Source organism: Polaribacter filamentus (genome assembly GCF_002943715.1).
GTDB classification, from domain to species: Bacteria; Bacteroidota; Bacteroidia; order Flavobacteriales; family Flavobacteriaceae; genus Polaribacter; species Polaribacter filamentus.
The window spans coordinates 265,280-277,828 of the sequence record NZ_MQUA01000013.1; the positions used below are offsets into that span (position 1 = coordinate 265,280).

Consider the following 12,549-nt stretch of genomic DNA (forward strand, 5'->3'; position numbering starts at 1 on the left):
TGGATATACGTAAAGGGAATCTCAAGAATGGAATTTCATATTTTTCTGAACTCTAAATTAAATAGCAAACTATTTTTACGATTTCATAAAACTTTTAGGTGCTTTTAAGAAAATCTTTTATTGTATTTTTACATTGATGAAATTAGTAAGATTTTTATTATTTCCTTTTGCAGTGTTATACGATTTGATAACCACAATTCGTAATATTTTGTTTGATGTTCATTATTTTAAATCGACTTCATTTAAGATTCCTATCATCGTTGTTGGCAATCTCAGTGTTGGCGGAACAGGAAAAACACCTCAAATAGAATATTTAATCCGATTGCTAAAGGACACTTATAATGTTTCCGTTTTAAGTAGAGGCTATAAGCGAAAAACTAAAGGTTTTGTGCTTGTAAATAAAAATCATACAGCAAATGATGTTGGTGATGAACCTTTGCAATACTTTAAGAAGTTTACAAATATAAATGTAGTTGTTGATGAAAAAAGGGTAGCGGGCATTACTAATTTAATAGTTCAAAAATCACCAGAAGTGGTTTTGTTAGATGATGCGTTTCAGCATAGAAAAGTGAAAGGGAGTTTTTATATTTTACTTACTAAATATGATGATTTGTTTACGGATGATTTTTTATTGCCAACAGGAAATTTAAGAGAAAGTAGGGCCGGAGCTAAAAGAGCAGATGTAATTGTGGTTACAAAGTGTCCTTTTAACTTAAAAAAAGAAGAGAAAAAGCGTATTGAAGTAAAGTTACAAAAATTTAATAAAAAAGTTTTTTTTACAATAATTTCGTATGCTGACAAAATTTCTGGAAGTCAAGAAATTAGTTTAAAAGAATTGAAAAAGTTCGAAGTTTTATTGATAACCGGAATTGCAAACCCAAGTCCGTTATTAGAATTTTTGAGTAAAAAAGACATCAAGTTTACACATTTAAAATACGCAGATCATCACCATTTTTCATCCAAAGATTTAAAGGCTATTAAGGAGAAGTTTAAAATTATTAATTCTGATAAAAAGTTGATTTTAACAACAGAAAAGGATTACACGCGTCTAAACAGTAAGTTAATTGAGCTTTCATTTTTGGAGATTGAAACTAATTTTATAGAAAATCAACATAAATTTGATGCCATTATAAAAGGCCATATGCAATAAAACCGTTATTAAAAATACCGGTTCTTTTTTGATTTTTGCAAGAAGTATTTATTTTTAGAATACCAGATAGTAGTATGACATAATAAAGTTTAAGAAGTCACAGTTTACGTTTTTAATTGCGGTATTATTTTTGATATTTTTAAAATAGAAAAGTTAATAACAAAGAAAATAGTTTACACTTTTATTATTTATTTACTTACAACTTAAGTTTATTTCGCAAAAAATGTGGTTTCTACTGATGAAAAAATTCGCGAGATTCCTGTAATTAAGTTGAACTGGGTTTCAACTGATACGAAGGCTTTCATAAAATCCAAAAAAGAAAAAAAACCTGTTTTAATCTATTCTACAGACTCAGATTGTTGTGGATCACGTAAAATAGTAGTTAAATATTTGTTTAATACAACTAGATTTAAGGATTTAGCAGATAAGAGTTTAATTATTTTAGATGTTGATATCCCAAGAATATTAGATATAATTTCTCCGGAAAAAATGTTTGAGAATATTTCTATTCAAGAGAAATACAATGTAAAATCGTTCCCAACTTTAATGATTGTAAATCATAGAGGTAAAAAATTAGCGGAGAAAAAAGGATCTGTAATGACTGCTTATTATTACCCTTTTTTTCAATCTAAAATAGATGGCTATTAACAAAAATTAATTACGATAAAAAGAAATCCGAAGTAGTATAAACTGCTTCGCATTTTTTAATTCGTAGGATAATAAATAGTATTCCTATGTATTTATCAGCCCTAAAGTAGCTCGATTCGATTGGTAGTTTAAAACGGAACAAATAGCTGCTTTTCTGATGAGGTATTGATTAATATTAAAATTATTAATGTCCAATTAAAAATATTTTTAGTTTGGTAAACCCTTTTTAAATAAGAGATTACAAGAATTTTTAAATAGAATTATTTGTAATTGCTCTTATTATTTAATAAGTGCCATTAGTCAATCTTTTTCTTTATAAAATTCATGTAAATAAAAATAAATTAAAATTTGTTGTAATACAGACTTTTAATAATTCCGTCTGAAAGTCCAATTTTTGGGACATATATTTTTGTTGCTCCACTCCATTTCATTGCAGATATATATATTTTAGTTGCTGGTATAATAACATCTGCTCTGTCTGGGTTTAAACTTAATTCTGATATTCTGTCTTGGTAGCTCATTTGTTTTAAAAACTGATATTGAGCATTTAAGTATATAGAAGAAATCGGTTTTCCTTCTAATCTACCAGACATTTTAAAAAGTTTGTTTATATTACCACCAGAACCAATTAAAGAAAGATTCTTTAGGCCTGCTGTATTTTTTTTAATCCATTTCTCAACATTTGAGAAAATCTCTTTATTTACAGATTTTTTATTACTTAATAAGCGAACAGTTCCCATCTTAAAAGATTTGGAGATAATTATTTTACCTTCAGAAAAAATAGTAAATTCTGTACTACCGCCGCCAACATCTACATATAAATAAGAATTGTTGCCTTCAATTAATTGATTTAAATCTGTGGATGATATTATTGCAGCTTCCTCTTTACCGCCAATAATATCAATTTTAACTCCTGTTTCTTTAAAAATCTTGTCTGCAATTTCTAAACCGTTTGTAGCTTCTCTCATAGCGGAAGTAGCACACGCTTTATAGCGTTCTACATTGTGAACTTTCATTAACAATTTAAATGCTTCCATGGCATCAATCATTCTTCTCGTGTTTTGCTCACTAATTATTCCATTAACAAAAGCATCTGCTCCTAAACGAATTGGAACACGAACTAAAGCAGATTTTTTAAATTGAGGCTCTTTTCCTTCAACAACAATAATATTAGAAACTAAAAGTCTAATTGCATTTGAGCCAATATCGATTGCTCCGTATTTTTTTATTTCTAACAATTATTTTTATTTATGATTTTTAGGAAATTCAGTTAAAATAGTTTTACCTTTTTTGATGTTTTTCCAGTACTTCTCTTCAAATTGTATGCCTACAACACCGCAGGTTGGTACATGTGTTAATGGTTTATTGCCAAATTTATTAACAAAAGTATTTATACCGTGGTCATGACTAAAAATAATTGCAGAACTAAAACCATCATCCAAAGCTTTTACAGTTTTTACTAAATAACCATCACTAAAACTATATAATTGACGTCTAATTTTTAAGTTTGATAACGGATATTCAAAGTTTTCACAAAAAATTATAGCAGTATGTAAAGCTCTATTTGCGCTACTAGATATAAAAACGTCTGGTCTAGAAATTAGTTCTGAGAGCACTTTAGACATTAAATGGGCATCTTTAATTCCGCGTTTTTTTAGTGGTCTGTCTATATCCTCAATGCCTTCATATTCCCATGAAGATTTAGCGTGCCGAACTATATAAAGTGTTTTCATTCAAATTTAGTATAAAATTGTAAATATAAAAATTAAGGTGATAAACGTTCTATTTTCCAAGAAAAATCTTTTTCTAAATTATATCTTATTCGGTCGTGCATTCTATTGGGTCTTCCTTGCCAAAACTCTATGGATATAGGTTTTACTAAATAACCCCCCAATTTTTTGGTCTTGTAATTTCTTTTCCTTCAAATTTTTTTCAAAGGATATTAAGTTTTTATCCAATTCGTTTCTTGAAGAAACTACCGTACTTTGGTTCGATGCCCAAGCGCCTAACTTACTGCCGTCTGGTCTTGAATCAAAATAATCATCAGATAAATTTTCTGCTAGTATTTCAGCTTTTCCTTTAATAATGATTTGTTGTTCTAAACCTGGCCAAAAAAAAGACAAACATACGTGGCTATTTTTAGCAATCGCTTTTCCTTTTTCTGAATGATAATTGGTGTAAAAAATAAAACCTTCCCAAGAATATTTTTTTAATAAAACAACTCTGTTTTTTGGAAAGCCGTCTAAACCAATCGACGAAACTGTCATGGCATTGCTTTCATCAAGCAAATCAGAATTATCTGCATTTAAAAACCAAGTTTGAAATAGTTGGATTGGATTTTCTGGGCAATTAATTTCTAAGAGTTCTTGCTTTTCGTAAGATTTTCTATAATTACTTAAGTCTTCTTGCATTTTTAATATTATAAGTAGTAAAAATACGAATGTTTATTTTTAATAGTATAGAATAAAATAGTTTTATACAAAAAAAGAGAAAGGTTTTAAGCATTCCTTTTTTCTGAGATTTATTTTTTAAAATAGGTTATTTAAACATAATTTTTGGAAGTTCCGTAATTTACTTGTTTGCTATTCAATTTTAAGAAGAGGAATTAACTTTTAATTGATGTTGTAATAGTTGCCTCTTAACTATTAAAATTTTGAACTCTTTTTTAGAAAATAGTAGATTAAAACTGTACGCTGTTTTAATAAAAAGTATAATGATTTCAGTTGAAAGAAGGGTTTTTAGTGATGTTCATAATATGGGGGTTAGAATGATTTAGTGAATCTGTAATAAAAATATTTAAAACCCAAGGTTTTTAGCATTTTAGTAATAGCTTTAAACTGTTTATAATAGATAAAAAAGCACTTTAAATATTTTAAGATTCCGAATTCTTTAATTTAAAGAGCGATAGTCCAATAAAAGTGATAAATCCGTTTAAGATTAATAAAGCAAAACCAAAGTCGAAATTGAAATAGTTTAAACACAAAGTACTTACTACAAAGGTTAAAAAGGGAGAAGCAATACAAATGAAAGGCACTGCTTTGTCTTTTACTTTTAGCTTCGTAAATAAACCGAAAGCATACAAACCCAATAATGGTCCATAGGTATAATTTGCAAATGTGAATATTTTGGCAATCACGCTGGCATCAGCAATAAAGTATTTGAATATTAAAATGGTTCCTATTAATATGAATGAAAAAAGGATATGTATTTTCTTTCTTATTTTTTCTTGGTCTGTTTCGCTTTTCTTTTTATCAATTTCTAAAATATCGATACTAAAAGAAGTTGTTAAAGCGGTTAAAGCAGAATCTGCACTGGAATACGCGGCAGCTATTAATCCTAATAAAAAGAAAATAGCCGTTGTTAAACCTAGGGCTCCTTTTGTTGCCAATATTGGGAATAGCTCGTCTTTGTGTGCGTCAATTCCGTTTTTTTGAGCATAATCGGTTAGTAGAATTCCTAGTGCTAAAAAGAAAAAGTTTACAATTACCAGAACAATTGTAAACCAAAACATATTTTTTTGTGCATCTTTTAAGTTTCTACAAGTTAGATTTTTTTGCATCATATCTTGGTCTAAACCTGTCATTACAATAGAAACAAAAGCACCTGCTAAAAATTGTTTCCAGAAATAATTTCCTGCATTTATATCCTCAAAAAAGAAGGTTTTAGAAAGTTCGCTATCAGCAACATAAGAGAAAATATTAGTGATTTCTAATTCAGAAGAAATGGTATAAATACAAACTCCAACTGCAATTAACATAAAAAGTGTTTGCAAGGTATCTGTCCATACGATTGTTTTCATTCCGCCTTTAAAAGTGTACAACCAAATTAATACAATTGTGATGGTTACAGTTACCCAAAACGGCACTCCATAAGCATCAAACAATAATAATTGCAACACATTTGCCACTAAAAAAAGTCTAAAAGAAGCACCAATAGTTCTAGATAGTAAAAAGAAACTTGCGCCAGTTTTGTACGAATAATCTCCAAACCGATCTTGTAAGTAGGTGTAAATGGATGTTAAATTCAATCGATAATAGAGCGGGAGTAATACCAAACCAATCACGGCGTAACCAACAATATAACCCAGAACCATTTGCATATAACTCATGCTTTGAGCCTCTACCCAACCAGGGACAGAAATAAAAGTTACTCCAGAAAGAGATGCGCCAACCATACCAAAAGCTACTAAATACCAAGGAGAAGAATTATTTGCTTTAAAAAAAGTTTTATTATCTGCTGATTTTCCTGTGAGGTAAGAAATAAAAATTAATACAGAAAAATAAGATACTATTAATAGAATAATATGAATTGGTTGCATAATTAATTATGATTTTAAAATACGAATATATGATTTTAGAGGATAGAAAATAGAGAAAATAAAAAAGACTTAGTTTCTAAAATGAGCTTCTTTTCTCTTTCAACTTTCTTCTTATTTCTCTTTAAAATTGTAATTTTGTAAACTATGGATTTTTCATCAAAAATATTAGAAAACGCAGTGAATGAAGTTTCACGTTTACCAGGAATTGGAAAGCGTACGGCTTTGCGTTTGGTATTGCATTTATTAAAGCAACCCAAAGAAAATACAGCATACTTATCTGAAGCATTGCTCCATTTGAGAAATGATGTAAAAAATTGTGAAAAATGTTTTAATATTTCGGATACTGATTTATGTGATATTTGTAATAACGTAAAAAGAAATCCTGAAATTGTGTGTGTTGTTGAAGACATTAGAGATGTCATGGCAATTGAAGGTACTTCGCAATTCAACGGGTTGTATCATGTTTTAGGAGGTAAAATTTCGCCTATTGAAGGTATTGGGCCTCAAAACTTGCAGATAGAGTCTCTTGTTAAAAAAATAGCTGAAGGAGAAATTAAAGAACTTATTTTTGCGCTAAGCTCTACAATGGAAGGTGATACAACAAATTTCTACATTTACAAACAAATAGAAAAATTTGAAATTATTACAAGTACAATTGCAAGAGGAATTGCTGTTGGTGATGAATTAGAGTTTGCAGATGAAGTTACTTTAGGAAGAAGTATTGTAAATAGAATTCCGTTTACTCAATCTTTAAGAGCATAAAAAAAGCCCATTTTAAAAATGAGCTTTTAAGGGTATTTAAATCTTCTTGTATGTTATAATTAGGGAATAAACTTCGTCATTAAATGTTTCTGACATTTCAATACTGAAGGTCGATTTATCTTGAGAAAAAGTGATTTGAACTTCTGAAATATCTCCATCTTCGATAATTTTATAAATTGAACCAGTTGAATTTTGCCAAGTAGAAGTTCCATTGTCGTCATTTTTACAAACAACATTTCCATTTCCATCATAATTTTCATCATAACTAATATTAGAACCGTTTCCATTTTCTAAAAAAGTTAAGGTGCTTTTTTTTGTGCAATCAGTTGAGCTTTCTTCACCATTTTCGGTCATGGATTTTAATTGCCAATTCCCAATAATGGCATTTAAAGAAGCTGTATCGTCATCGTTAGACGAACAAGAAGATAAACTTACAATAGTAATAAGTAAAAGGATAATTTTTTTCATAACATTTTAGTTTTAAATTATCTCACAGTGTAGTCTTTATTTTTTAATTTTTGTAAGCAAGAGTAATATGGATAGAATTCCTTTTTCTAAATCTTTATAAGCATAAAAAATGCTACCTAAAAAGACTTCAAGGCAGCTAATTCTTAGTATACTCTATTTTTTTTTGTAAGTGATAGAAGAAGTGTACGTAACATTATCATAAGTTTCAGATTCATTTACAGTAAAAACAGTGTTGTTTTGAGAGAAAATAAATATAATAGTTTCTTTATCCGTTGAGTTATAAGTAAGCTCGTAACTAGAATTACCAAGATTCCCCTATCCAAAAGGGTCTGCTTCGTTTTCACAACCATTACCATCATCGTAATAACTGGTAACAGTTAAAGTTTTATTTTCTAAAAATGTTATTGTTGATTTTCTACTACAATCGTCAGAATATTCTATATTATCTTCCTTTGCAGAAGTTAGTTGTCATTTTCCGATTATTGGATCTTGATCTAAATAGTCATCATAAGAATTACAGGAAGATAAGCTTATAATTGCTATAAATAACTCAATAAATTTTTCATAAAATATAGGGATTTTTATATTGTTAATTTGCAAATAGATACTTGAAAACTTAAATTTAAGAGGTTTGCTAAAAAAAAAGTTATTTTTCTAATTCTTTTTTTTTGGAGTTTTTACACTATTTCTTTTAAAAGAATAAAAAGCCATAAAAGCACTAATAATCATTAAAAAAGCAGCCAGTAAAAAAGGAGCACCAGCAAATTTAAAAGGAGCATCATCATGTGTAAAGAAATAGAAAACTCCTGTCATAACCGGTGGCCCAACAATAGCAGAAGCACTCATTAAACTGGCTAAAGTTCCTTGAATTTCTCCTTGTTCTGTTGATGGAACTTGATTGGAAATTACAGCTTGTAAAGCAGGTCCTGCAATTCCACCCAAACAATAAGGAATTAGAAAAACAAACATCATCCAACTTTCTGTTGCAAAAGCAAAAAGCAACATTCCTAAACTGTAGAAAACAAAACCGACGTAAATACTTTTTTCGTTTCCTAATTTAGGATTTATCCATCGGATTAAAACTCCTTGAACCAAAGCGACCAAAAGGCCAATGGCTCCAAGAGATAAACCTACCATTTTTTCATCCCAATTAAATTTATACATAGTAAAATAACTCCAATTACTTTGTATGGCATGAGAGGCTACATATAAAATAAACATTGATAAAATCAAGCCAATTAACTTTGGGTATTTTTTTAAATTCATAAAACTTCCAACAGGATTTGCTCTTTTAATATCAAAAGCTCTTCTATTTTCTTTGGATAAAGATTCTGGTAAAATAAAATAGCCATATAAAAAGTTGACAAAACACAAAATTGCAGCTGCATAAAAAGGAATTCTTGGGCCATATTGACCTAATAATCCACCAATTACTGGACCAATAATAAAGCCTAAACCAAAAGCAGCACCTATCATTCCAAAGTTTTTAGCTCTATTTTCTGAGGTACTAATATCAGCAATATAAGCAGATGCTGTTGTAATACTTGCCCCTGTAATTCCTGCAATAATTCTACCTATAAAAAGCCAGGTAATTGTAGGTGCTAAAGCGAGTAAAATATAATCTAATGTAAAACCAAAAAGAGATATTAAAATAATGGGTCTTCTACCATATTTATCACTTAAATTCCCAACTAGCGGTGCAAATATAAATTGAGTAACTGCATAAGAAAATGTAAGCCAGCCACCAATTTTAGCAGCTTCGCTAATGTCACCTTTAATTAATTCCTCAATTAAAGCAGGTATTACAGGTATAATAATTCCCCAGCCAATTACATCAATTAAAATGGTAATAAAAATGAATCCTAAAGCTGCTTGGTTTTTGTTTTTTTTCATTATTCTTGACCTTCAAAAAGTATAAAACTATTTAAGATCATTATTGTTTTCCAAAACCTCTTTCTCAGCTTTTTCCCAAGATTTCTTTTCTCTAATTTTTTTGTAGAGTCTAATTCCTAACATTAATAAAACTCCAAAAAGGATAATTCCAATAACTCCCCAAATCCAATTAATGGCACTTTTTAGTGTCACTAAAAATACCACTGCAAAAAGAATAATAGTGGCAACTTCGTTCCAAATTCTTAGCTTAAAAGCGGAATATTTAATGATATCTCTTTGTAGCTGACCATAAATTACTTGACAATAATAATGGTAAAAATACAAGGCTAGAACGAATGCTAGTTTAACATGCATCCAAGGTTCAGATAAATAATAAGGGTTTTTAACAAGCAGCCAAATCGCAAAGAAACTTGCTAAAATGGCAGATGGCCAAGTAATAATGTACCACAGCCGTTTCGTCATTAATTTATACTGAGTTTGTAAAATTTCTTTTGCAGGTTCAGGTTTGTTTTCTGCCTCAACGTGATATATAAATAACCTCGGAATATAAAATAAACCAGCAAACCAAGTAACCACGAAAATGATATGTAATGCTTTTACGTATAAGTAATCCATTTATTTATAATTTGATTTCAAAGTAATACATTTTAATGACTTTGGTATGGAACGTATTAAACTGATGTATTTTAATGAATGGCAATCAGTCATCAGCTAAAAAAAAAATCATGCTTCCATCCAATTTACTAAAACATCTACCCAGTCGTCATTATCATTAATACACGGAATTGCGTAAAATTTTTCGCCACCAGCTTTTAAAAACTCTTCTTTACCTTCCATGGCAATTTCCTCTAAAGTCTCTAAACAATCAGACACAAATGCCGGCGTAACAACTGCTAATTTTTTTACACCTTCATTTGGGTATTTCTCAAGCATTTTATCTGTGTAAGGCTGTAACCATGGGTCACCAGCTAATCTAGATTGAAAAGAAACAAAGTGTTGATGTGGCTCTATACCTAAATACTCTACAACTTGCCTCGTCGTTTCATAACATTGATGCTTATAACAAAATTCATGAGCAGGAGAAGCCGTTTTACAGCATTCAAAGTTTACACTATCATTAGGTTTACAATGGCTTTTTGTGATGTCAGATTTTCTAACATGTCTTTCTGGTATTCCGTGATAAGAGAACAAAATTTTATCCCATTCTTTACCCTCTAAAGAAGTCTTAATGCTTTCTGCTAATACTTTGATATACTCTTTCTTGTGATAAAAAGCAGGAATATCTGTGAACGTCATTTGCGGAAAAAAATCTTTTCTCAATTGCTCGGCTAATACCAAAATTGTATCGGTAGTTGCCATTGCATGCTGTGGATATAGCGGAATAATCAGCACATCTGTAACACCTTTGTCATGCAATTCTTTTAACCCAGTTTTCATAGATGGGTCGCCATAACGCATTGACAAGGCAACCGGTAATTCTGTTTTTTCTTGTACTTTGGTATGTAATCTTTCTGATAAAACAATTAATGGTGAACCTTCATCCCACCAGATTTTTTTATATGCTTTTGCAGATTTTTTTGGTCTCGTATTTAAAATGATTCCTCGAACTAGTATTGCTCGAAGCCAATATGGTGCATCAATAACACGCTCATCCATTAAAAATTGGTCTAAATATTTTCTAACATCTTTTGTGGATGTGCTTGCTGGCGACCCTAAATTAACTAATAAAACTCCTTTCATTGTGTGCTGAATTTATTTCAGTAACTATTTATATTCTTATTATTCTGAGCTTATTTCAGAATTAATTTTTATTTTTTTACTAATTGGTTGGTAACCTCATAAAGCGTAATCGCCAAACTATGAATTACATTCATGCTCGAATTTCTCCCAAACATTGGTATTGCAATTGTATGATCAACTAATTTGATATTTTCAATTCCGTTTCTTTCACTACCCAAAAGTAAGACGATTTTTTGATGATTTTTAAAATTAAAATCTTGAATATTGATGCTTTTATCAGTAATTTCTATACCAATAATTGTATTTCCTTCTGCTTTTAATTGATGAATAATAGTATTAAAATCAGCATAAAAATCATGTTCAATTTGATTGATGGTATTTCTTGCGGTATTAATCACCTTTCTGTTTTCTACAGAAGGCGAATTTGTATGAAAATAGATTTTTTGTACACCAAAACTCTCAGAAATACGAAAACACATTCCGATATTTTCTGGAGTTCTAATCGCGTCACAAACAATCGTTATTGGAAATTGTTTATGATTATTTTCGATATCATAATGTGTAAGTTGTTTCAAATTGTATATTTTTCTTCTAACTTTTAACTTTGTAAACTCATTACATATTTCTTCGGCGTTGTGCCAAATTTCTTTTTAAAGGCTGCAATAAAATGACTTGCAGTGCTGTAACCAACTTGTGTGCCAACTTCATTTACGTTAAATTGATTGGTTTCTAGCAATCTTCTTGCGTGTTCCATTTTATAATCAAATAAAAAACTAAATACGGAATCGCCATAAATTTGCTTAAAGCCCTCTTTTAATTTTTTGATGTTTAGACCGATTTCATTAGCCAATTCCTGCAAACTTGGTGGTTCCGCCATTCTAGAAATAATAATTTCTTTTGCTTTTCTAATTTTTAAAACATTTTGTTCATCCACTAAAAAAGGACAATATTCTCCTTCTGCCGTTTCATCTTTTTGAAAGTGTAAACTCAATAATTCGTATACTTTACCTTTTACATATAATTCTCTAATAGAACTATTGATGTTAGAGTTGATGATTTGTTGTAAAACGATTGATACCGTTGGTTTTATTTCCTTATCATCATAGTATTTTTTGTTGCTATTTTCATTGCTTAAAAAAGGAATATAACCAGATTCTTTAGAAAATAAGGAGTGGAATTTTTCAATAGAAATTAATAAAGAAATTAAAGTTGTTTTTGGCTGAATTTCTAAATTAATAGATAAAACTCGTTGCGGATTGTATAATAAAATGGATCTATTGTCTAAAACATCAAAAGAATAAGAACCATTATTGAAAAGAAATTTCGAGTTTCCGCGCATACAAAAATGCATTTGTATAAATGTACTGTTAATTTCTCTTTCAAAATTTTGAACAATGTTGCTTTCATTCTGAAAATGAAGCACATAAAAACCTTTTTCTAGCGTAATCTCATCAAAAGAACTTTCTCCGACATTTTTAAACATAATTTTTGTTTTAGTTCTATTTAGAATCATTCTATATAAAATTGATTTATAGTCTTAATTCTCTTGCAAAAATAAGGGTTTCTTTAA

Annotated in this window: 12 protein-coding genes and 1 pseudogene; 3 read left to right on the forward strand and 10 right to left on the reverse strand. The window is 29.5% G+C overall.

The features are described 5' to 3' along the window. Positions 1-136: 136 nt before the first annotated feature. Both lpxK and BST83_RS03340 read left to right on the forward strand, forming a co-directional pair. Positions 137-1,150: a tetraacyldisaccharide 4'-kinase gene (gene lpxK / locus BST83_RS03335; protein ID WP_104808570.1), complete on the forward strand. Its 1,014-nt coding sequence runs from the start codon at positions 137-139 to the stop codon at positions 1,148-1,150. Between the two features lie 225 nt (positions 1,151-1,375). Beyond that, the gene (locus BST83_RS03340) at positions 1,376-1,798 is read left to right on the forward strand and encodes a thioredoxin fold domain-containing protein (RefSeq protein ID WP_104808571.1); all 423 of its coding nucleotides are present in this window, start codon (positions 1,376-1,378) and stop codon (positions 1,796-1,798) included. A 341-nt stretch (positions 1,799-2,139) separates the two neighbouring features. On the opposite strand, the gene BST83_RS03345 is transcribed toward BST83_RS03340, so the two are convergent. The 4 genes and pseudogenes from BST83_RS03345 to BST83_RS03360 form a co-directional block, all read right to left on the reverse strand. After that, positions 2,140-3,036, reverse strand: coding sequence for a Ppx/GppA phosphatase family protein (locus BST83_RS03345; RefSeq protein WP_104808572.1), 897 nt, complete (start codon positions 3,034-3,036; stop codon positions 2,140-2,142). A gap of 6 nt (positions 3,037-3,042) precedes the next feature. Beyond that, positions 3,043-3,531, reverse strand: coding sequence for a SixA phosphatase family protein (locus tag BST83_RS03350; protein WP_104808573.1), 489 nt, complete (start codon positions 3,529-3,531; stop codon positions 3,043-3,045). 32 nt (positions 3,532-3,563) lie between these two features. Continuing rightward, a pseudogene (pdxH, locus tag BST83_RS03355) lies at positions 3,564-4,209 on the reverse strand (pyridoxamine 5'-phosphate oxidase). A gap of 461 nt (positions 4,210-4,670) precedes the next feature. Beyond that, the gene (locus tag BST83_RS03360) at positions 4,671-6,116 is read right to left on the reverse strand and encodes a sodium:solute symporter (RefSeq protein WP_104808574.1); all 1,446 of its coding nucleotides are present in this window, start codon (positions 6,114-6,116) and stop codon (positions 4,671-4,673) included. 144 nt (positions 6,117-6,260) lie between these two features. Here BST83_RS03360 and recR point away from each other — a divergent pair, with 144 nt between their 5' ends. Beyond that, a complete protein-coding gene (recR, locus tag BST83_RS03365; protein ID WP_104808575.1) occupies positions 6,261-6,878 on the forward strand; it encodes a recombination mediator RecR in 618 nt (205 codons plus the stop codon). Between the two features lie 36 nt (positions 6,879-6,914). Here recR and BST83_RS03370 read toward each other — a convergent pair whose 3' ends face one another. From BST83_RS03370 to BST83_RS03395, 6 genes are all read right to left on the reverse strand, one after another. Continuing rightward, on the reverse strand, positions 6,915-7,346 hold the full coding sequence (locus tag BST83_RS03370; protein WP_104808576.1) for a lipocalin family protein: 432 nt from the start codon (positions 7,344-7,346) through the stop codon (positions 6,915-6,917). 654 nt (positions 7,347-8,000) lie between these two features. Continuing rightward, on the reverse strand, positions 8,001-9,239 hold the full coding sequence (locus BST83_RS03375; RefSeq protein ID WP_104808577.1) for a TCR/Tet family MFS transporter: 1,239 nt from the start codon (positions 9,237-9,239) through the stop codon (positions 8,001-8,003). Positions 9,240-9,266: 27 nt separating this feature from the next. Continuing rightward, entirely contained in the window at positions 9,267-9,854 is a 588-nt protein-coding gene (locus tag BST83_RS03380; RefSeq protein WP_104808578.1) for a CopD family protein, read from the reverse strand. Positions 9,855-9,962: 108 nt separating this feature from the next. Then, the gene (gene hemH, locus BST83_RS03385; protein WP_104808579.1) at positions 9,963-10,979 is read right to left on the reverse strand and encodes a ferrochelatase; all 1,017 of its coding nucleotides are present in this window, start codon (positions 10,977-10,979) and stop codon (positions 9,963-9,965) included. A 68-nt stretch (positions 10,980-11,047) separates the two neighbouring features. Further along, on the reverse strand, positions 11,048-11,554 hold the full coding sequence (locus BST83_RS03390; protein ID WP_104808580.1) for a TrmH family RNA methyltransferase: 507 nt from the start codon (positions 11,552-11,554) through the stop codon (positions 11,048-11,050). Between the two features lie 23 nt (positions 11,555-11,577). After that, a complete protein-coding gene (locus BST83_RS03395) occupies positions 11,578-12,462 on the reverse strand; it encodes a helix-turn-helix transcriptional regulator (RefSeq protein ID WP_104810769.1) in 885 nt (294 codons plus the stop codon). Between the last annotated feature and the right edge of the window lie 87 nt (positions 12,463-12,549).